Here is a 20,269-nt window from a genome sequence, read left to right as displayed (position 1 = left end):
ATGATCGACAAGAATGGACGATCAAGAACTTGCCGTAAGCAATTTGTCACTAGCTGTCGGCCGGCTAATGGGGAGCTTGCCAACATCTGTCAGGACCATGACGAAGATGGGCAGAGGCTGCCCATAGTTTCCGGGTGGGTGCTGTGGGGGCACGTGACGAGAGCACGGCGCCGGACGGTCCAGGTCCGGCCGAAGAACCGTTTCCGCTGGTGATCGCGGTGACGCCGTCGCCGGCCGAGCGAATACGACTGGCGGAACGGCTGGAGGGCGTCGCGCCACTGCTGCTGGTCGCCGACCTCGACGAGCTGCGCAGGCTGATCGCGGCCCCGCCACCGCCTGCCCCGGAGCCGGACGCGCGGACGTCCGCCGGCACGCCGGTCGCCGACGACGACGCACTGTTGATCGACTCCGCCCGTTCGACAGCCCGCAGCCGGGGCCGCGAGGTCGCTCTGACGCGACTCGAACACGACCTGCTCGCCTGCCTGACCACCGAGCCGATCCGGGCGTGGAGCTACGCCGAGCTGCACCGCTCGGTCTGGCGGGACGAGGGGCGCGAACGCAGGGCCGACGTGCAGTCCCTGGTCAAGCGGCTGCGCCGCAAGCTGCACGAACTCGGCACCGGGGTGGCCATCGACGCGGTACGCGGCGTCGGGTTCCGGCTGACCGACCACCAGCGGCCGAGGGTCGGCGGATCAGGATGACTGCCTGAATTGGGCAGCCCGACCGCGCGTGACCGGTGGGCCGAACCGGACCGGGACGCCCGGGGAGTACAGCACGCTGACCGGTGCCCCGTCGGGCGCCGGCAGCCCGGCGGCCGCCACCAGTTCGTCGTCCAGGTGCACCAGTTCCGCCCGGTGCAGCGGCCAGCGGGGATGCCAGTTCGGCAGGTGCAGCGTCCGCCCGTACGCCCGGGTGTGCAGCCCCCATCGGGCGGTGACGAAGTGTTCCAGCGGGGTGGGGTCGGCGATCGGCTCCCCCACCCGCACCACCATCCGGCTGGTCGCGCCGGCCGGGCCGGGCCAACGACGCCGGCACCGGTAGGTGTAACGGTCGCCGTCGCGCTCCAGCCGCATCCTCGACCACATGTAGGGCAGGCGCAGGGTCGCCCGGGCCACCAGCACCGCGGCCAGCCGCGACGCGTCGAGCGAGCGGAACACCACGGCGCGCCGGCCGGTGTCGTCGACCGAGTAGAGCCGGACGTTGGTCTCCCAGAAGCTGCCGAAGTACGGCACCCCCGGGCCCCGACCGAAACCCAGCCCGACCATCCGGAAGCCGATCAGGCCGACGTAGCTGACCCCGTCGAGGGTGTCGGGCCGGGTTCCCGGGGGCAGCAGCGGGGCGACGACCGCCGGCTCCACCGCCCAGTGCAGGAACGTCAGGTCGTCCCAGCGCTGCCGCAGGATCGACCGTGGGAACGCCTGCTCGGGTGCGGCCTCGACCGGCTCGGTGTCCACGTACCCATCATGCCCGGTGCCGGCACGACGCCACGCGCCCGGCTGGTCGGCGGCGCTAGCCCGGCGCCACGTCCAGCCGCGGGCGATGGCCGGCGGGCTCCCCGCCGTCGCGCTCCTTCGGGATCACGGGGCCGGGTGTGCGCCAGGAACGCCACAGCTCGCTGTAGCCACCCCCGGCCGCCAGCAACTGCTCGTGCGTGCCGTGCTCGACGACGCGCCCGTGCGCCATGACGACGATGCGGTCGGCGGTGGCCGCCTGGCTGAGCCGGTGGGCGACGATCAGGGTGGTACGGCCCTCGGTGGCGGCCGTGGCGGCGCGGTCGAGGTCGCGCGCGCCCGAGCTGCCGGCCTCCGCGGTGGCCTCGTCGAGCACCGCGACGGTCGGGCCGGCGAGGACCAGGCGCGCCAGGGCGAGCTGCTGGGCCTGGGCGGCGGTGAGGTGCCGCCCGCCCTCCCCCACGCACGTGTCCAGCCCGTCGGGCAGCGTACGGAGCCAGTCGGTGACGCCGACGAGGTCGAGCGCGGCGCCCACCTCGGCGTCGGTGGCGTCCGGGTTGGCCAGGCGCAGGTCGTCGCCGAGCGTTCCGGCGAAGACGTGCACCTCCTGGCTGATCAGCGCGATCTCGCGGCGGACGTGGTGCTCGTCCAGTTCCGTCAGCGGTACGCCGCGCAGGCGGACCGCGCCCCGGGTGGGCGCGATGATTCCGGCGGCGATGCCGGCGAGCGTGCTCTTGCCCGCTCCGCTCGCGCCCACGAGAGCCACGCGCTCGCCGGGTGCCAGGCGCAGCGTGACGTCCCGCAGCACGACGGGGCCGTCCTCGTAGCAGTGCCGGTCGACGACCACCTCCAGCGCCGCGGGTTCGGGGCCGCCCGGGCCCACCGACCGCCGGGGCCGAACGGGCCCGGAGCCGTCGGGCGAGGCGGCGTCGGGCGACGCGACGCCCACAGCGGCGGCATCCGGCGAGGCGGCGTCGGGCGACGTGACGCCCACAGTGGCGGCGTCCGGCGAGGCGGCGTCGGGCAGCGAGGTGACGCCGACGAGCCGGGCGAGGCTGGCGCCGGCCTGGAGCACGCTGTCCGACTGGAGCAGCAGTAGGCCGATCGGGTTGAACAGGCGGTGGAAGTAGAGCGCGGCGGTGGTCGCCGCTCCCACGGTGGCCAGGTCGTCGCGTACCAGCAGGAAGCCGGCGAGCAGCACGGCGGCGAGCCCCACGAACTCCGACCGGTTGAGCCGCAGCCCGAACCGCGTGTGGAGGTTGAAGATCTCCAACGACAGGTCGCGGGCCGCGGCGGAACGGTCGGCGATCCCACCGACGTGCGCGTCCTCCAGCCGGTAGGCGCGCACGGTCGCCGCGCCGCGCAACGCCCCCGCCATGACCTGTGTCCGCTCGCCCGTCGCCACCCGTTCGCGCGCGTAGTACGGCACCGATCGCCCGAGGTACCAGCGCAGCGCCAACGCGTAGGCGGGGGCGGCCGCCAGCCCGGCCAGGCCGAGGTGCCAGTCCAGGGCGAAGAGCCCCACCGCGGTCAGCACGACGGACAGCAGCGCGCCGAGGAAGGCCGGGCCGCTGGTGGCGATCACGTTCGTCACCACGGCCACGTCGTCGCCGGCCCGGGCCACCAGGTCCCCGGTGCCGGCCCGCTCCAACGTGGCCGACGGCAGGTGCAGGGCCCGGTCGAGGACCCGTTCGCGCAGTCGCGCCAGCACGGTCTCGCCGAGGCGTGCGGTGAGCGCGGCGCCGATCGCGGTGAGGACGCCGGCGAGCACGGCGGCGCCCGCGATCACGCCCGCCCAGGCCACGATCCGTGGCGTGTCGGTGCCGGCGATGACGTCGTCGACGAGGCGGCCGAGCACCCAGGGTGCGACGAGCCCGGTCGCGGCGGCGGCGACCAGCAACGTGCTCGCGGCGACGCTGAGCCCGGGCAGCCGGGCGAACTCGGCCCGCAGGGCGGCCCAGGTCTGGCAGGCGGTGGCCGTGGGCAGCAGGTGCCTGGTTCCGTCGCCGCGCGTGGTCGACCCGTCGGTCATCGCAGGACCTCCTCCCGGTAGCGGGCGTCGCCGGCGAGCAGCTGCTCGTGCGGGCCCTCGGCGACGACCCGCCCGCCGTCGATGACGGCCACGCGGTGCGTGACCCGCAGCAGGGCCGGGCTGTTGGTGATCAGCACGGTGCCGCGGGCCGCCGCCGCGCGGGCGCCGGCCAGCCCCTCGGCGAGCAGCGCCTCGGTCACCGCGTCGACCGCCGTGGTGGGGTTGTGCAGCACCAGTACGGGCGGGTCGGCGACGAGCGCCCTGGCCAGCCCGACCCGCTGCCGCTGACCGCCGGAGAGGTTCGCCCCCCGCTCGATGAGCAGCCGGTCGATGCCGTGCGGGTGCGCGGCGAGCACGTCCTCGGCAGCCGCGGCCCGTACGGCGGCACGCAGGACCGCCTCGTCGGCGGCGGTGCCGGCGGCGATGTTGGCGCGCAGCGTCCCCTCGAACAACGCCACGTCGTGTGGTTCGACCAGCAGGATGCTCCGTGCGGCGTCGACGTGCAGCTCCTCGACGGGCACGCCGTCGAGGTACAGCGTGCCCCGGTAGTCCTCGCGGGGCACGCGCCCGGACAGCAGCGCCACCAGCGCCTCGGCGTCGCTCGGGTCGTGGGCGAGCACGCCGAGGACCTCCCCGGCGTCGACCCGCAGGCACAGCCCGTCGAGCCCGGCGTGCCCGATCGTGTCGAGGACGAGCCGCGCCGGGGCCGGGGCCGGCGGCCCGGCGGTGCCCGGGCGGGTGAGCGGCTCGGCGCCGAGCACCCGGGCGACCCGCCCGGCGGAGGCGCGGGCCATGGCGAGAATCTGCACGCAGTACCCGAGGGTCTGCACGGGCTCGGCGACGAACTGGGCCAGCCCGACGACGGCGACGAGTTCGCCGATCGTGAGCCGGCCCTGGATCGCGAGCCAGCCGGCGACGCCGGCGACCGCTGCGAGGAAGAGGCCGTTCACGGCGGTGGTGAGCCCGAGGTGCAGGCCCTTGGTGTTGGCGGCGCGCAGGGTGACGTCGAGGGCGTGGCGGCTGGCGCGGGCGTACCGGCGTGCGGCGTGGTCCTGGGCGCCGATGCCGCGCAGCACGCGCAGGCCGGTGACGAGGTCGACGGCGAGCGCGGTCGTGGCGGCGAGGGTCTCCTGTTGCGAGGCGCTGCGCCGGCTGAGCAGCGGGGCCATCCGTTGCAGGGCGACCACCACCAGCGGTACGCCGACGAGCACCCCGAGCCCGAGCGGAACGTCGACGACGAGCAGCGCGGCGGCCGCGACCACGACGGCGGTGAGCGCGGCGGCGCCGAGCCCCGCGACCCGCACGACGAGCGCGGCCAACTCGGCGTCGGAGGCGGTGACGGAGAGCAGTTCGCCGTCGCGCAGGCCCGAGCGGTTCCCGCGCGGGTCGAGGGCGCTCCTGGCGATCTCGACCCGCAGGAGGTGGGCCTCCTGCTCCAGGGCGCCGTACGCGAGGCGGGCGCCGGTGCGGTAGGCGAAGGCGAGGACGGTGAACAGGACGGCGAGGCCGGCGAGGGAGAGCAGCAGCGCCCGTACGTCCCCGGTGGCGACCGCGCGGTCGATGATCACGCCGATCGCGACCGGGACGAGGGCCTCGGTGGCCTGGTGGGTGCAGAGCAGCACGGTGCCGGCCACCACGCGACCGCGCTGGCGGCGCAGGGCGCGGCGCAGGATGGTCCCACCGCTGATCTTGTCGGCTGCCACGGGCGTCAGGACCGGGCGGGCGCGGCGGGGGCGCCGCACCGCCGGCCGGTGGACGGGACGCCGGGGCCGGTGCCGTCGGCCCCGATGTGGGTCAGGATCCGCACTCCGGGGCCGACGGCGACCCGGAGGCACGAGGATGTGTACACGAGCTGCGCCCTCCCAGCGATCGAGGGCCAGGTTAGCCTCACCTAATGGCCCTGGTGAACGCAGGCTCGGCAACCGGCGGTGACGCCCGCCCGGGCCGGGGCCCGGGCGGGCGTCACCGGGGGCGCTGGCCGAGGCCGTCGACCCGACGCGCCGACGGTGGCGCCGGGCCCACCGGCCGGCCGACCCGGGCCACGTGCAGCAGGCGCTGCGGCGCCACGCCCAGCAACGAGCCCAGGGCGGCGCGGGTGGCGGGCGCGTCGATGAGCTGGCTCAGCGGGTGCGCGGCCAGCCCGGCCGCGTGCAGGGTCAGCCACGTGCGCGCGAGCACCCGGCCGAACTCGACCTGGCTCGCGTCGTCCATGCCGGGCGGCCCGACGAGGACGAGCGCGGCGCCGCCGAGGGCGAGCGGGCTGCCGGACGCCGCCGCGAGCAGCCGGGGCAGCCCGAGCCGGCGCAGCACCGGGTACGCGGCCAGCGCCGCCCGCAACGCCGTCGCCTCGCGCCCGGACAGGCCGAGGCACCGGTCGGTGAGCCCGTCGGTGTGGTAGTCCGGGTGCGCCGGGGTGAGCCGCAGCCACGACCGCAACTCGCCGACCACAGCCGCATCGGCGTACGTCCACCGGTCGGCGTCCCGCAGCAGGCGGGCCAGCAGGGTGGCGTCCGGTACGGCCCGCACCGTCCCGCCCGCGATCCGCGCGACGGCGTCGACGGCCGCCAGCGCCTCGGCGTCCGGGCCGGCCGAGAACCGGCCCCGGTGGGTACGACGGGTGAGCACCTGCGCGGCGCTGAACGGGGTGTCGTAGCGGTGCGGGGCGGCACGCAGCCAGCCCACCCGACGGTCCGCGCGGCAGTGGTCCCCGACGAACGTCATCCGCAGGCCCGCGTCGGCGGCGACGATCAGGCAGGTCTCGACGAAGGCACCCAGGGACAGCCGCAGGTCGCGGCCGGAGGGGTCGGCCGCCGGCAGCTCGTACGCCCGGTCCCAGCCCACCAGGATCGCCTCGGGCCGGTGGTCGAGCCGCCACGGCTGGGTGTTGTGCGCGCTCGGCGCCCGCCAGCAGAGCGGCTCCAGCTCGCGGAACGTCGCCAGCCGCATCACAGCGCCTTCTCGTAGAAGGTGTACCCGTGCAGCGGCCGGCCGCCCAGCGCCCGGTACTGCGCGGCCGACGCCGGATTGTCCCGGCCGACGTAGGTGCTGCGCAGCGTCGTGTACCCGCCGGCGTGCAGGTTGCGCCGCAGCGCGGCGGAGAGCAGGCGCTGGTAGCCGCGCCCCTGGTACCCGGGCAGCACACCCTTGACGATCAGCACCGCCTCCCGCCGGTAGCGGCGGCGCATCGCCAGCAGCCGGACCTGGTTGAGCAGGTGCAGGTCGCCGCGGACCCGTACCACGAACTCGCTGATGTCCGGCACGCACAGCACGAACGCCACGGGCTGCCCGGCCCTGGTCAGGTAGAGCAGCAGCGACTCGTCCAGCAGGTACGCCAGCCCGTCGGTCTGCCGGCTCAGCTGCGCGGCCGAGATCTCGGTGTAGTAGCCGAGCTGGGCGAAGGACGCGTTCAGCAGCCCCCGCAGCAGGTCGAGCTGCTCGGCGAGGCGCCGGACGTCGCCCCGGTGCACCGTCAGCTCCGCGCCGTCGTCGTCGGTGCCCGGTGGGGCGTCGTCGCCGGCGGAGACGGGGCAGATCCAGGTGTCCGACTCGAACCGCCGGTGGAACCCGTACGACTCGTACGCGCTCACGTACCGGGGTGGGTTCCAGGCGCTGTCGATGAAGCCGCGATCGGCGTACCCGGAGGTGATGACGCCGCCCGACTGGTTGGGCAGCAACGCGACCGGCCCGAAGAGCGCGTCACGGTCGCTGGCGGCGCGGGCGGCGGCGGTGACCGCCTCGAACAGCGGTCGCGCCGCCGCCTCGGTGAACTCGGTGAGCCCGAAGAGCTGACACCGGCGGCCGAGCTTCGCGTCGAGGGCGGCGTCGGTGTGCAGGGTGGTCCGGCCGACGACCGCACCGGTGGCGCCGTCACGCAGCACGTACATCGGCACGCCCTCGCGCCACCAGCGCCGCACCTGCTGGCGCGTCGGCGGCACGAAGCGCGGCTCGCCGGCGTACACCCGGTCGGTGAGCGCCAGGAACTCGCGCAGGCCGCGCCGGTCGACGACGCGTTCCAGGGCGTGCGGGGCGGTCATCGCCGCACCGCCGGTCCGACCGTCTCGGAGCCCAGCGGCGTGAAGGTCGGGATGTGCCCCATCTCGGTGGACTCGGCCCGCCACACCCCGTTGGAGTAGCCGTCGGGTTCGGCGGTGAAGATCCGGATGTAGCCGGCGGTCGCGTGGCGGTCGCCGTCGGTCAGCCAGATCATCAGCTTGCGGTGGTGCCGGGACCGGGCGAAGCGCAGCAGGGCCTCGCGGTCGCTGAAGAACGCGATCGTGCCGAGGGTGAACGGGAACTCCCAGTAGATCCGGTGCCAGCGGTAGCCGGACATGCGGCGCATGTCGCGGACCATCCGCCGCCAGGCCGGCAGGAGCCGCAGGATCGCCAGCGGGCTCCGGTAGCGGGTGGCGCCGAAGAACATGGCGCCGGCCTGGGCGCGCGCCGGGGCGCGGGAGAAGTCACGGGTACGCATCACTCAGCCCACCAGGTAGACGTTCTTGATCTTCTGTTGTCCGGCGAACGGGCCGGCTCCCGGTTCGTGCAGCTCGACGCGGATGTCACCGGCGGCCGGGTCCTCGGTCAGCGACTGTGCGAAGTCGCGGGAGACGGCCGCCAGGTGGGCGCGTACGCCGCTGCGGCAGGCGGCGGCGAGGGCCTCGCGCTCCGCCGCGCGCAGCGGTCGCCGCAGTTCGAGGTGGACCACCGGCCGGGTCTCCAGCGTCTCGTCCTCGGCCAGCGCCAGGCAGAACCGGCTGATCTCGGCGGCGTACGGGTTGTCGGCGTAGAGGCCGTACTCCACGTCCTGCGGGTAGAGGTTGGCGCCCAGGTAGGACACCGTCGAGTCGCGCCGGCCGAACAGCAGCAGCACCGGCAGGGTCATCCGCTCGCTGGCCGTGGCCTCGCGGCACTCGGCCCAGCGCTGCGCGTCGCCCCGCACCAGGTCGAGGATCCGCCGGAAGTCGACGAGCAGCGCCTCGTCGCCGACGTTGTACCGCAGCCGTGGTTGCAGGACGTCGGGACCGGTCATCGTGCAGAGCAGTTCGCGGCGCTCGTTGGTCTCCAGGTAGGTGGCCAGCGGGTTGTACTGGAACACCATCGGCAGGCGCTGCTCGTCGGCGCCCAGCAGCGCCGCCCGCAGCTCGGGATCGTCGCGCAGGCGCCGCCGCAACCACACGGTGAACCGCGTCTCCGCACCGATGCCGATGGTCAGGTCCGAGGCGCCGTACGCGGACCTGACCCGCAGGAACCGCTCCTCCAGGTAGCCGCGCAACGCCTCCGTCATCCCCTCTCCCCCGCAGCTGGCGAAGACGCGGTGGCGCGACCAGTCGAACCCCTCGGCGTCGAGCCGGTCCCGCAGGTGCTTCAGGAAGGGCGGGTACGCGGTCACCAGGTAGTCGAAGTCCGGGCCGAACTCGCGGAGCGTGTCGACGATCTTGCCGAGGTCCGGGCCGGTGTTCTTGACCACCGCGATCCGGGCCATCGCGGCGCCGGTCGTCGTGCCGGTCGCCCAGGCGCCCATCGAGTAGGCGTTGATGACGAACGGGCGGCGCATCGGGAAGACCAGGCTGGTGTAGCCGACGATGTCGCGGTGCACCGCGCGCAGTTCCCGCTCGCCCCGGGGCCAGTTGAAGGGCCGGCCGGACGAGCCGGCGGACTCGTCGACCACCACGCCCCGATCGGGCAGTCGCCCACCCCGGCAGCGTCGGGCGGAGTCGAAAGGCACGACGTAGCTCACCTTGTCGGTCTCCGGGAAGTCCCGCAGCCGTCGGCGGGCCCCGGCCGGTCGGGCGCGCAGGAAGGCGCGGTACGCCGGGACCTCCAGCGCGGCGAGCGCGCACCCCGCACGCGCGTTCGCCGCCGCGAGCCGCTCCAGTACCGGGTGGTGCCGCCTGGCCGACCACCGCCACGACGCGGGATGGCGGGCGGCCAGGCGCACCGTCGCCCCGAGCACCTGACCGAAGACCGTCAGGCGTGCCCGCCGCCAGCGTTCGCCGGCCGTCAGACGGGTCGACGCGAGGGGTGTCGGATCGGAATATCGACGCAGCGTCTCGGTCATGGGTGAATCCTCGGCGGATCCGGTCGGGGACGCCTGAGCTGTCGCACCGGTCCGGCGCTGAGTATCCGCACCTACCCCCGGCCGGCCCGCCGTACCGTGGGCCGGCCGACCTTCTCACCCGGCCAGTCGCTGCGCGACCCAGTCGGCCGCCCGCTCGACCGCCCGCCGGGACTCGTCGGTGTGGTCCAGCATGTCGAACCCGTGCTGCCCGCCCGGTACGTCGACCACCTCCACCCGTACGCCGGCGGTGTCCGCCGCGTCGAGGAACGCCGCGACGGTCTCGGCCAGCTCCTTCCGTTCGCGGCCGACCCGGGTCAGCAGCAGCGGGGGTACGGGCCCACCCGGCTCGCCGAGCGCCGCGCCCGGCTCGAAGCGCGGGTCGACGCCCCAGTCCGGCAGCGGCGCGAGGAGCGGATACGTCAGCGCCACCGCGCGCAGCCAGGACGGCCGCTCCCGCAGCCAGTCCGTGCTCAGCAGTCCCCCGCCGGAGAAGAACCAGAGCGCGATCCGTCCGCTGTCGACGCGCGGGTCGGCGCGTACCCGGTCCACGGCCGAGGCGACGTCGAGGGCGGCCGTCGCGCAGTCGGTGGCGGGACCCTGCGGACCGGCGACGACGCGCATCCGGTGCTCCACGGTGACGGCCAGGAGACCGAGGTCGGCGAGGAGGCAGCCGTAGCCGCGGTAGACCGGCCAGTCACGAGGACCCGGGTGCAGGTCGGGCGGTAGCGGTCCCCCGTGGACGAGGACCACGGCGGGATGCGGGGCGGCGCCCTCCGGCACGTACCAGTCGAGGTTCGCCTCCCGCTCGTGCTGGCGGGCGGTCGGCGTCAGTACGAACGGGCGAAGGAAGTTCGGCGTCTCGTCCATGATCACAGTCTGGCACGGTCCGGCCACTCTGTGGAGCCACGGTCGGGCGTCGCCCGTCTGCCGTCGGGGTGCGCGTGCCCACCAGGGACCGTCCGGTGCTGGTCGCCCGGGGCGATTGCCGCCGACCATGCGGCCGGTCGTTCGCGTGGGGCTCAGGTCCCCGTGGCGGGCGGCTCGGACGACGGCAGCGGCAGCTCGACGGCGGCCGTCTCCGCGACCCGCGCGGCCGAATGCGCCGGGGGCGGCATGTCGGCTCGCGGCGAGCGGCTGTGCACCCGGCCCCGGCCGGTCGGGTCCATCCGCCTGCTGACCTCGCAGGCCACCATCGCGATCGGCGCGGGCGGCGGGGTCAGCCGTCCGGCACCCCAGCGCACCCAGAGCGGGATCCGCCCCGCCTCGGCCTCGGCGAGCAGCTTCTCCCAGGTGCGCCGACGCGTACCGTGATCGATCTCGACGACGACCGGCGGCCCGGCCGGGCGGGCACAGGCCACGTCGAGCACCGACTGCTGCGCGGACATCGGTGGCGGCAGCGGCAGCACGCTCGCCGCCCGCCGATAGACCCGCCAGCCCCGCGCCGCCGCCCAGTCGACCACCGCGTCGATCAGCCGGGCCGTGACCTCGTCGGTGGTCAGGTCGGTGAACGTGACCGTGTCGAGCCGGTCGGCCAGCGACGCCGCCAGCCGCTCCCCGTCCGTTTCGGCCATCACCGCGGCAGGGTAGCCCGGCCGACCGACCGGCCCGGTGCGCGGGTGCGTCTGCTCCGTCGGGGTGGGCCGCTAGCGCGGGTCGACGGACGCCGGCGAGCTGAGCGGGCCCTCGTTGCCGGAGCGGTCCACACCGGACACGCAGTAGGTCAGCGGACGGTCGGCCGGGGCGGCGCGGTCCACCCAGCCGGTGCCGCGGGTCGTGCCGACGAGCCGGGCCGCGTCGCCGTCGACGCGGTAGACGGCGAAGCTCGTGGCGCCGTCCCCGCGCCAGGTCAGCGTCACGCCGTCGGCGTTCCCGCGCCGCGCGCCGGTGACCGTGGGGGCGGCCGGCGACGCCGACGGAAGGTGCGCCATCGTGGGCACCAGCGCCGGACCGGAGTAGTGGGTCCGGCTGTACCGGTCGACCGCCCCGAGCCGGTCGGCGCGCACCTGCCGGGCGCTGAAGTGCACGCTGCCGTCGACGCCGTGTCGGCGGTTGAGGGCGAGCTGGCGGTCCAGCTCCGCCGGGTCGCGCCAGGCGCCGCGTTCGCCCACCCGGTAGTCTGCCTGACCGATGTAGAGCTGCACCCTCGTGCCCCGCACCGTGGCCGCCCACCACGGCAGCAGCTTGGCGTAGTCGGCCTTGCCGAACCCGATGTGCCAGTAGAGCTGCGGTACGACGTAGTCCAGCCACTGCCGCCGTACCCAGAGTCGGGTGTCGGCGTAGATGTCGTCGTAGCTCTGCAACCCGGCGGTCGCCGAACCGGCCGGGTCGCTGCGCGCGTTGCGCCAGATGCCGAACGGGCTGATGCCGAACTTCACCCACGGCTTGATCGCCTTGATCCGCTCGCTCATCTCGCGGACCAGGGTGTTCACGTTGTCGCGGCGCCAGGCGTGCTTGTCCGCGAATCCCCGGCCGTACCGGGCGAACGTCGCGTCGTCCGGGAAGTCCTGCCCGGCCTCCGGGTACGGGTAGAAGAAGTCGTCGAAGTGCACGCCGTCGACGTCGTAGCGCTGGACCGCCTCCAGCATCGCGTCCTCGACGAACCTGCGGGCCTCGGGGATGCCCGGGTTGAAGTAGAGGCGGCTGCCGGGCCGGTCGGCGCTGGGATAGGTCACCACCCAGTCGCGGTGCCGCCGCAGCGGGTGCGTCGGCGCGAGCTGGTCCAGTTTCGGCCCGGGCCCGCCGACGGTGGCCGGCTGCCCGCCCCGGTAGGGGTTGAACCAGGCGTGGAACTCCAGGTTGCGGGCGTGCGCCTCGGCGACCATGAACTCCATCGGGTCCCAGCCCGGGTCGCGGCCGTCGCGTCGCCCGGTCAGCCACTCCGACCACGGCGCGTACGCCGACGGCCAGAGCGCGTCCCCGCTCGGGCGCACGTGCACGAAGACCGCGTTGTGGTTGCGCCGCACCGCCAGGTCCAGCCAGCCCCGGAACTCGGCCCGGGCCTTCTCGGCCGGCAGCCCTCGCCGGCTCGGCCAGTCGATGTTGTTCACCGTCGTGATCCACATGCCCCGCAGCTCGCGGGGCGCCCGGGTCGACCGGCCGGCGCAGACGACGGTGCCGTCCGCCGCGACGGCGCCGGACGGCGCAGCGGAGACGGTGGCCTGCTGCGGTGGGGTGTCCGCGCTGCCGAACCGGCCCCGCAGCGCCCACGCGCCGAGCGCGAGAGTCATGGCGAGCGCGACGACCGCCGCGACGAGCGTGTGGGTGCGACGGCGGAGGGCGGGCGAGTCGGTGGTGGGCACCGTCCCAGTCTGCACCGCCCGGCGTGTCACCGGGCGGCGGACGGTCCGTCCGCCGCGACCGGCACGGGGATCGTCCGGAGATCAGGTGACGCGGGACGCCCGTGGCTGGTCCCGGCCAGTCTCGTCGGCAGACGCGAAGGGGCTCCGCATCCGGGTCATGGCGCCCGCGCTGACGTCCACTGCCCGAGCGCCGTCGCGGTCGGGGTGCCCGTCCCCCGGCAAGCCGAAGGGATTCAGGGCGGGTGGCGTCAGGTCTGCCAAGACGTGCTCCAAGGTGTCACAGGGCAGCGCGCGACGAAACTGACTGGCGGCTGCTAGCCAAGAAGAGCGGGTGGACGGGCGTACCGGGCCGTCGCGTACCCGCCCCGACAGCCTACCGCTCCCAAGCCCGCGCCGCAGACACCGAGCCCCGCTCCGGTCGTTCCGTGGACGGGTCGCCTGTCCGCCGCCGGATGGTCCACCCGGGGTCCCGGGCGTTGTTCATCGACGCCAGGTGCAGACCCTTTTCGGCGTGTAGTTCGGCGATGGTGATCTGCTGGAACCTCTCCATCGCCTTGCGCACGCCGGCCTTGACCGACTTTTCGATGACGTCGAAGCGCTGCCAGAAGGTGTTGGCGAAGGCGAACTGCGGCACGAAGTATCTCCAACGGGTGGCGCACGGTGACAGCGGCGGAGGCGAAGGACAGTGCGAGCGTCAGACCTCCGTTCTTGCGACCGACAACCAGGCTCCCGTTGCTCCCTCGGACAGATCCAGACAGCCAACCAGACCTGCGAGGCGCACCCCGCATGAGTCGGAAAGGCGACCCCGATCACGAGCGTCGCGGCCGGTAGTATCAGCGATCCATTCACGTTCTTCGCGCGGGAGGCGACCGGTGTCCCTGCGACGTACGTTCAGCGGGACCGCCACGGTCACCACGTTCGTCGTCGGCACCGCGCTCGGCCTCGCTACCTTCGCCTTTCAGACGACTCAGGAATGGGTCGATGAGGGTGGGCACGAGGGTGTGTACCGCTGGCTTCTTCCCGCCGCCGTGGCGGTGGTGGTGCTCGCGATCGGCGTCGTTCTCGACGTCGCCTACCTGCTGACGCGACGGCCCGCCGGCCGCGATGTGCGCGATGCCTACCAGCAGTACGCCGCAGGTGTCATCGCCTACGGCAAGGTCCTGCACGAGCAACAGCGGGACCCGGCGGTGCTGCGGCTCCGGGAGAACTCCTCGCTCACCCTGCACGTCCTCGGCTTTCACGAACAACGCGTCCAACTCGGCGAGTGGGCTCTGGAGTCCGCGCAGTTCGTCGATGACAAGCTGGCAATCATCTCGATCCTCATCGACGACCTCGGCTGGGCCAACTACCTCCTCGGCCGCAATACCGCCGTGGTCAACATCGAGCGTGCGATCCGGTACGGCGAACAACTGCCCACCGGCTTCGGTGAACCTCGACGAAGCCTCCTACTGGCCAAGGCGCACCGGCATCTCGGCGTGATCAGGACGACGCGGGACGGCGAGCCACCCGAGCAGAACTTCGACCGGGCCGGGCAACTGCTCACCGACGTCGCCGCACTGGCTCCCCACGAGGTGCGGGTGGACCTCGCCCATGTCGACTACGCGCGGTCGTTAGCCATCGCTACGAGGCTGGGAGTAAACACCGGTGGTGCCATTGAGCCGAGCGACGCTCGTGGAACCGCCTCACTCCGTGAGGCGCTTGCTCTCGTCCGACAGGCCAAGGCAGGGTTCCAGGCCGAATCGGATCAGGGACGGTACGCGAAATCCCTTGTGCTGGAGATACGGATTCTCCAGGCGATGCACGAAGATGTGGAGGCGGAACAGTTGGCGCCGCTACGCGATCGGGCGGTGGCAGCTTCGGTCTGGGCCCGGCCAGCGGGCGCCGCATTCATCACGGGAAGGTGAGCACATGGGATCAGAGCAGATCGACATCTACAACGCCAACCTCGAGCCTCTCGGGAGCATGGAGCGCATCCAGGCTCACCGTCAGGGTGAATGGCATCGGACGTTCCACTGCTGGATCGTCTCGAACGAGGACGACGGCGCGCTGTTGCTTCAAAAGCGAGCGGACACCATGCGCAACTTTCCAGGGCTGCTGGATGTGAGCGCCGCTGGCCACCTGGAAGCCGGCGAGCCGATCATGGCCGGGCTGCGCGAGGTCGCCGAGGAACTCGGCCTGACCGTCGAACCGGAGAACCTGCACCACCTCGGCGAACGGGTCGAGGTCGCCGACCAGTCGAACGGTCAACGAAACCGGGAATACCAATCGGTCTTCCTCTACCGCTGCGACCGCGACCTGGCGGACTACCGGCCGGCCGTCGATGAGGTCGCCGCGCTCGTCTGGCTACCCGTCACGGCGGGAATGGACCTTTTCACGGAAAAGACCGACCACCTCGTCCTACATGGTCACACCTTTGAGAGGTCAGGCGGAGCACGGTGGGAGGAGTTCAGCCTGCCCGTCACTCGTGACTCCTTCCTGCCGCGGATCCAGCGCTACTACCTGACGACGTTGATCATGGCTGAACGGCTCCTGTCGAACGCCGGCCCACTGGCCATCTCGTAACGGAAGGCAACGGATGGCAGCCGTCATCGTCCTTGCCCGGCACGTGGAGACCGAAAAGAACCTCCGGGACATCCACGGCACCTCCGACCTGGCGACGCCCACCGCTCAGGGACAGCAGCAGGCAGTCCGCCTTGCCCGCGCGATCCGCGCGGACGCGGGCGGCGTGACGGCCGTCGTCGCCACCCCCACCGCGCAGGCGGTCGCATCGGCTCACCTGATCGCGGCCGAACTCGGAGTTCCGTACGAGGGGGAGATCAGTCTGCCGGCGATCGATCTCGGCGTGGCCGCCGGCCTGTCGACGGCGCAGCTGCGCAACACGCACCCAGAGGCGCACCGGTCGCTCGACCGATTCCGAGCCCGGGCGATCAGCGCCGCCGACCTGGTCATCCCCGGTGGCGAAACTGCCTGCGATCTTGAGCGACGACTGGTCGCGTGGTGGCAGCAGGGGGGCCTGGACCGGTGCCGCAACCGCTTGGTAGTGGGCAGCAACTCGACGGTGCTGATGCTCGCCCACCTGCTCAACGGCATCCTGCCCACCGATTCTCGATACCGCTACCTGGCCACCCCCAACGGGACAGCTCGGATGTGGCACGGTGACGGCGACGCGTGGTCAGCCGTCCCCGCCTTTCCGCGCGACTCCTGGCCCGACGTCGACCAGCTCCGGATCACGTCGCCGGACGGTGCCGTCGCGGTGACCAGGCACGCGCCGAGCTGGGCGCCGAGCCGCCGGAGCATCATCGTCGTTCCCGGCTACTTCGGCAGTTCCCGACACGGTCCTTACGGGCTCTACAACCGACTGGCCCGCCACTGGGCGTGGCAGGGCTTCGAGACCTTGACGATCGACCCGCTCGGCTCAGGCGATTCGACGCCGGTCTACCGCGACTTCACCTCCGAGGTGCGCTCGGTCGAGATCGTCGCGGAATGGGCCAGTCCACACTCGTCGTCGCTGCTGCTGGTGGGGCACTCCATGGGTGGGGCGACCGCATTGCGGGCCCGGGAACGGGCCGGCGGCCAGAACTGGCTGGTCTGGTGCCTCGCGCCGTTGTGCCGGCTGGTCGACTTGGCTCGGGTGTTCCTGCCGGAATGGCAGCTCGACGAGTTAGCGCGCACCGGGCGAACGTTCCGGCACGGGCTCGAACTACGCCGCGAGATGATCGATGAATCAGGTGCTGCCTGGGAGGCCCTCAGTACAGGTGTCGACCGGGTATGGCTCGCCGGGGACGACCAGTACACCGCGGGCATGGACCTGACGCCGATCCCGCCCGAGAGGAGACAGGTCATCGAGGGCGCCGACCACAACTTCTCGACGAACGGCTGCCTACCCCGACTGTTGGAGTCGACCGGCGCGGCTCTCAGCGACCTGGTCGGATCAATGCCGACGGCAGAAGGCTGACCGCCGATGGATGAACGCCTGCATGCCGTGTGGACCGGGCGGTTCCAGCCCCCGCACGTCGGGCATCTCGCGGTGCTGCGACACAGCCTGGCTGCCCTGCCGCTCCCCCACGTCGTGGTGCTGACGACCCACTTCGGTTGGCGATCGACCGACGAGTACGGCGGCCTCGCCGCTGAGGCGTACGACCCGGCCCGCAATCCGCTGACGATCTGGGAACGCTTCGCTCTGATGCGCCTGCTGTTGGCCGGCGAGGGTCTTTCCGAACAGGTGGCACTGCTGCTCGCGCCCCGCCACGACCTCGACTGGCCGTCCGTGGCCCAGATCTACCCGCCCCGGCGGCTGATCTGCCTGACCGCGAAGGACCAGTTCGAGGCCGCGAAGAAGGCCCTGTGGCGTTCCCGGGGCGAGCGGGTGCGTGTCTTCGACGACCTGGCGACCGACGTGCTCACCACGACCGCCATCAGGGCGAAGGTGGCGGCGGGTACGGACTGGAGGAGGTTCATCCCGCTTCCGTGTCACTCCTTCTTCGCTGAGATCAACGGACCACGCCGGGTATTTGCGGTGAGGTCGTGAGCTGAGCGCAGGGTCTCGATCACGGACTGTTGCTCTGGGTCGACGAGCGCCCGTTGTTCTCAGACTCGTAGTCGTGGTGGAGTGGCCGTACGCGTCGTTGGCGTAGCACCGGACGTTGGTGTGGTCGGCGTCGACGCGGTTGCTGCTGGAGTTGGCGAACCGGGAGTACGCGCTGACCTTGACGCCGCCGGTCCGGTACGGCAGGAGCCCTCGTGGCCGTACTGCTCCAGGTCGATGACTCCCTGCAGCATGTAGGCCGAAGGGGACGGGGTGCCGCCACCGGGCGGGGGCGGCAGCGGCTCTCCGCAGTCGGGCGTGGCGTCGGCGCTGGCTTCGACGATGATCGGGTACTCGGGCAGGATCGCCTGGGCGGGAGTGATCGCCATCGTGCTGGCGCCAAGGCCCAGGGCCAACGCGACGTCGGAGGGGTCGGAAGCCCGCGAGATCGTCGACCATCTCGCGAAGGCGTGGGCTTCGAGCGGAGGGGCACCGCGGCTCCCGCGCGGGCGCGCGGCCGGGTCGGCGGCACCCTTCCGGGGGCGGGAGGCAGGATGGGCGGGTGACTGCCCCCACCCGCCCGCCGTCGGCCGTGTTGGACGCGGTGCTCGAACGGTTGACGTACGTCAACGAGGAGACCGGCTACACCGTCGCCCGGGTGGCCACCGACCGGGGCAGCGACCTGCTCACCGTGGTCGGCGCGCTGCTGGGCGCCCAGCCCGGCGAGAGCCTGCGCCTGTCCGGACGCTGGTCGTCGCACCCGCAGTACGGCCGGCAGTTCGAGGTGCACTCGTACACCACCGTGCTGCCGGCCACGATTCAGGGCATCCGCCGCTACCTCGGTTCCGGGCTGGTCAAGGGCATCGGTCCGGTGTTCGCCGAGCGGATCGTCGCCCACTTCGGTCTCGACACCCTGCGCGTCATCGAGGAGGAGCCCGCCCGCCTGGTCGAGGTGCCCGGCCTGGGGCCGAAGCGCACCGCGAAGATCACCGCCGCGTGGGAGGAGCAGAAGGCCATCAAGGAGGTGATGGTCTTCCTCCAGGGCGTCGGCGTGTCCACCTCCCTGGCCGTACGGATCTTCAAGCAGTACGGCGACGCCGCCATCACCGTGGTCCGCGAGGAGCCGTACCGGCTGGCGGCCGACGTGTGGGGCATCGGGTTCAAGACCGCCGACACGATCGCCCAGGCGGTCGGGATCCCGCACGACAGCCCGCAACGGGTCAAGGCCGGCCTGCAACACACCCTGTCCGAGGCCACCGACGACGGGCACTGCTACCTGCCCCGCCCGCGGCTCGTCGACGACGCGATCAAGATCCTCAACGTACCCGCCGACCTCGTCAGCGACTGCCTCGACGAACTCGTCGCCGAGGAGGGCGTGGTCCGCGAGACGCTGCCCGGGCCGGACGGCGAGCCCACCGCAGCGGTGTACCTGGTGCCGTTCCACCGCGCCGAGCAGTCCCTCGCCGGATCCCTGCTGCGGCTGCTGCGCGACCGCGCCGACCGGCTGCCCCACTTCACGGGCGTCGACTGGGGCAGGGCGCTGGCCTGGCTGAAGGCCCGCACCGGCACCGAACTGGCCCCCGAGCAGGAACAGGCCGTACGCCTCGCCCTCACCTCCCGGGTCGCCGTGCTGACCGGCGGGCCCGGCTGCGGCAAGAGCTTCACGGTCCGCTCGATCGTCGAACTCGCCGCCGCGAAGAAGGCCAAGGTCACCCTCGTCGCGCCGACGGGCCGCGCCGCGAAGCGCCTGTCGGAGCTGACCGGGCATCCGGCGGCCACCGTGCACCGGCTGCTGCAGCTACGCCCCGGCGGGGAGGCCAGCCACGACCGGGACAATCCCCTCGACGTCGACCTCCTCGTCGTCGACGAGGCGTCCATGCTCGACCTCATCCTGGCCAACAAGCTCGTCAAGGCCGTACCGCCCGGCGCGCACCTGCTGCTCGTCGGCGACGTCGACCAGCTTCCCTCCGTCGGCGCCGGCGAGGTGCTGCGGGACCTGCTCGCCGCCGAGGCCATCCCCCGGGTCCGCCTGACCCAGGTCTTCCGCCAGGCCGCGCAGTCCGGCGTCGTCACCAACGCCCACCGCATCAACGCCGGCAAGCCACCCCTGGTGCAGGGCCTCAGCGACTTCTTCCTGTTCGTCAACGAGGACACCGAGGCCACCGCCGCCCTGACCGTCGACGTCGCCTGCACCCGGATCCCCGCCCGCTTCGGCCTCGACCCGCGCCGCGACGTCCAGGTCCTCACCCCGATGCACCGCGGCCCCGCCGGCGCGGCGGCCCTGAACACGCTGCTCCAGCAGCGCCTCACCCCGGCGCGCGAGGGACAGCCCGAACGCCGCCTGGGCGGCCGGGTGTTCCGCGTCGGCGACAAGGTCACCCAGATCCGCAACAACTACGACAAGGGCCAGGCCGGCGTCTTCAACGGCACCCTCGGCATCGTCACCGCCCTGAGCACCGAGGAACAGACCCTGACGGTACGCACCGACGAGGACGAGAGCATCGACTACGACTTCGACGAGCTGGACGAACTCGTCCACGCGTACGCCATGACCATCCACCGCTCGCAGGGCTCCGAGTACCCCGCCGTGGTCATCCCGCTGACCACCAGCGCCTGGATGATGCTGCAACGCAACCTGCTCTACACCGCCGTCACCCGGGCCAGGAAGCTCGTCGTCCTCGTCGGCTCCCGTCGCGCGCTCGCCGCCGCCGTACGCACCGTCGGCGCCGGGCGCCGGCACACCGCCCTCGACCACCGCCTCGCCTGAGCGGCCCGTCCCCGCGCCGCCGTCCCCCGCTCCCCGCCCGCCGACTCGGGGCCCGCCCGTCCCGCCCGCCGGCTCGGGGCCCGCCCGTCCCGTCCGGCGGCGGTCACCGGACGGGACGGGGACGCCGCGCGGCGTCACGC

Annotated in this window: 17 protein-coding genes; 6 read left to right on the top strand and 11 right to left on the bottom strand. The window is 73.1% G+C overall.

Features of this window, described 5'->3' with window-relative positions:
• Positions 1–209 precede the first annotated feature (209 nt).
• A complete protein-coding gene (locus ACGFIG_RS26510; protein WP_393007298.1) occupies positions 210–701 on the top strand; it encodes a winged helix-turn-helix domain-containing protein in 492 nt (163 codons plus the stop codon).
• On the opposite strand, the gene ACGFIG_RS26505 is transcribed toward ACGFIG_RS26510, so the two are convergent.
• The 11 genes from ACGFIG_RS26505 to ACGFIG_RS26455 all read right to left on the bottom strand — a co-directional run bounded on the left by ACGFIG_RS26505 (position 693) and on the right by ACGFIG_RS26455 (position 13,471).
• On the bottom strand, positions 693–1,454 hold the full coding sequence (locus ACGFIG_RS26505; protein ID WP_393007297.1) for a YqjF family protein: 762 nt from the start codon (positions 1,452–1,454) through the stop codon (positions 693–695). The genes ACGFIG_RS26510 and ACGFIG_RS26505 overlap by 9 nt on opposite strands.
• A gap of 55 nt (positions 1,455–1,509) precedes the next feature.
• Positions 1,510–3,483, bottom strand: coding sequence for an ABC transporter ATP-binding protein (locus ACGFIG_RS26500; protein ID WP_393007295.1), 1,974 nt, complete (start codon positions 3,481–3,483; stop codon positions 1,510–1,512).
• Positions 3,480–5,186 (bottom strand): ABC transporter transmembrane domain-containing protein, encoded by a 1,707-nt coding sequence (locus tag ACGFIG_RS26495; protein WP_393007293.1) that lies wholly within the window; start codon positions 5,184–5,186, stop codon positions 3,480–3,482. Before ACGFIG_RS26495 ends, ACGFIG_RS26500 begins: the two co-directional genes overlap by 4 nt.
• 259 nt (positions 5,187–5,445) lie before the next feature.
• On the bottom strand, positions 5,446–6,429 hold the full coding sequence (locus ACGFIG_RS26490; protein WP_393007291.1) for a nitroreductase: 984 nt from the start codon (positions 6,427–6,429) through the stop codon (positions 5,446–5,448).
• On the bottom strand, positions 6,429–7,517 hold the full coding sequence (locus tag ACGFIG_RS26485) for a GNAT family N-acetyltransferase (protein WP_393007289.1): 1,089 nt from the start codon (positions 7,515–7,517) through the stop codon (positions 6,429–6,431). The genes ACGFIG_RS26490 and ACGFIG_RS26485 overlap by 1 nt, the downstream gene beginning before the upstream one ends.
• Entirely contained in the window at positions 7,514–7,954 is a 441-nt protein-coding gene (locus ACGFIG_RS26480) for a DUF4188 domain-containing protein (RefSeq protein WP_393007424.1), read from the bottom strand. Before ACGFIG_RS26480 ends, ACGFIG_RS26485 begins: the two co-directional genes overlap by 4 nt.
• 3 nt (positions 7,955–7,957) lie before the next feature.
• The gene (locus ACGFIG_RS26475; RefSeq protein ID WP_393007287.1) at positions 7,958–9,538 is read right to left on the bottom strand and encodes a phenylacetate--CoA ligase family protein; all 1,581 of its coding nucleotides are present in this window, start codon (positions 9,536–9,538) and stop codon (positions 7,958–7,960) included.
• Between the two features lie 114 nt (positions 9,539–9,652).
• Complete coding sequence (locus ACGFIG_RS26470; RefSeq protein ID WP_393007285.1) at positions 9,653–10,405, bottom strand: alpha/beta hydrolase; 753 nt, start codon at positions 10,403–10,405, stop codon at positions 9,653–9,655.
• Between the two features lie 152 nt (positions 10,406–10,557).
• On the bottom strand, positions 10,558–11,109 hold the full coding sequence (locus tag ACGFIG_RS26465; protein ID WP_393007422.1) for a hypothetical protein: 552 nt from the start codon (positions 11,107–11,109) through the stop codon (positions 10,558–10,560).
• Between the two features lie 72 nt (positions 11,110–11,181).
• On the bottom strand, positions 11,182–12,765 hold the full coding sequence (locus ACGFIG_RS26460) for a glycoside hydrolase family 10 protein (protein ID WP_393007420.1): 1,584 nt from the start codon (positions 12,763–12,765) through the stop codon (positions 11,182–11,184).
• A gap of 445 nt (positions 12,766–13,210) precedes the next feature.
• The gene (locus tag ACGFIG_RS26455; protein WP_393007283.1) at positions 13,211–13,471 is read right to left on the bottom strand and encodes a hypothetical protein; all 261 of its coding nucleotides are present in this window, start codon (positions 13,469–13,471) and stop codon (positions 13,211–13,213) included.
• A 238-nt stretch (positions 13,472–13,709) separates the two neighbouring features.
• On the opposite strand from ACGFIG_RS26455, the gene ACGFIG_RS26450 reads away from it, so the two are divergent.
• The 5 genes from ACGFIG_RS26450 (at position 13,710) to ACGFIG_RS26430 (ending at position 20,129) form a co-directional block, all read left to right on the top strand.
• Positions 13,710–14,741 (top strand): hypothetical protein, encoded by a 1,032-nt coding sequence (locus tag ACGFIG_RS26450; protein ID WP_393007281.1) that lies wholly within the window; start codon positions 13,710–13,712, stop codon positions 14,739–14,741.
• Positions 14,742–14,745: 4 nt separating this feature from the next.
• Positions 14,746–15,399: an NUDIX domain-containing protein gene (locus ACGFIG_RS26445; protein ID WP_393007279.1), complete on the top strand. Its 654-nt coding sequence runs from the start codon at positions 14,746–14,748 to the stop codon at positions 15,397–15,399.
• 13 nt (positions 15,400–15,412) lie between these two features.
• A complete protein-coding gene (locus ACGFIG_RS26440; protein ID WP_393007277.1) occupies positions 15,413–16,792 on the top strand; it encodes an alpha/beta fold hydrolase in 1,380 nt (459 codons plus the stop codon).
• A 6-nt stretch (positions 16,793–16,798) separates the two neighbouring features.
• Entirely contained in the window at positions 16,799–17,365 is a 567-nt protein-coding gene (locus tag ACGFIG_RS26435; RefSeq protein WP_393007275.1) for a hypothetical protein, read from the top strand.
• Between the two features lie 559 nt (positions 17,366–17,924).
• Positions 17,925–20,129, top strand: coding sequence for an ATP-dependent RecD-like DNA helicase (locus ACGFIG_RS26430; protein WP_393007273.1), 2,205 nt, complete (start codon positions 17,925–17,927; stop codon positions 20,127–20,129).
• The last annotated feature ends 140 nt before the right edge of the window (positions 20,130–20,269 follow it).

It is taken from the genome of Micromonospora sp. NPDC049048 (assembly GCF_043197615.1).
Taxonomy (GTDB): Bacteria; Actinomycetota; Actinomycetes; order Mycobacteriales; family Micromonosporaceae; genus Micromonospora.
This window is presented reverse-complemented; position numbering and strand designations above follow the sequence as displayed.

Bases quoted from the DNA above. Each gene is read 5' to 3' on its own strand.
- ACGFIG_RS26500 (WP_393007295.1), bottom strand. From the start codon at position 3,483: ATGACCGACGGGTCGACCACGCGCGGCGACGGAACCAGGCACCTGCTG.
- ACGFIG_RS26490 (WP_393007291.1), bottom strand. From the start codon at position 6,429: ATGCGGCTGGCGACGTTCCGCGAGCTGGAGCCGCTCTGCTGGCGGGCG.
- ACGFIG_RS26485 (WP_393007289.1), bottom strand. From the start codon at position 7,517: ATGACCGCCCCGCACGCCCTGGAACGCGTCGTCGACCGGCGCGGCCTG.
- ACGFIG_RS26480 (WP_393007424.1), bottom strand. From the start codon at position 7,954: ATGCGTACCCGTGACTTCTCCCGCGCCCCGGCGCGCGCCCAGGCCGGC.
- ACGFIG_RS26475 (WP_393007287.1), bottom strand. From the start codon at position 9,538: ATGACCGAGACGCTGCGTCGATATTCCGATCCGACACCCCTCGCGTCG.
- ACGFIG_RS26470 (WP_393007285.1), bottom strand. From the start codon at position 10,405: ATGGACGAGACGCCGAACTTCCTTCGCCCGTTCGTACTGACGCCGACC.
- ACGFIG_RS26465 (WP_393007422.1), bottom strand. From the start codon at position 11,109: ATGGCCGAAACGGACGGGGAGCGGCTGGCGGCGTCGCTGGCCGACCGG.
- ACGFIG_RS26460 (WP_393007420.1), bottom strand. From the start codon at position 12,765: ATGACTCTCGCGCTCGGCGCGTGGGCGCTGCGGGGCCGGTTCGGCAGC.
- ACGFIG_RS26445 (WP_393007279.1), top strand. From the start codon at position 14,746: ATGGGATCAGAGCAGATCGACATCTACAACGCCAACCTCGAGCCTCTC.
- ACGFIG_RS26440 (WP_393007277.1), top strand. From the start codon at position 15,413: ATGGCAGCCGTCATCGTCCTTGCCCGGCACGTGGAGACCGAAAAGAAC.
- ACGFIG_RS26435 (WP_393007275.1), top strand. From the start codon at position 16,799: ATGGATGAACGCCTGCATGCCGTGTGGACCGGGCGGTTCCAGCCCCCG.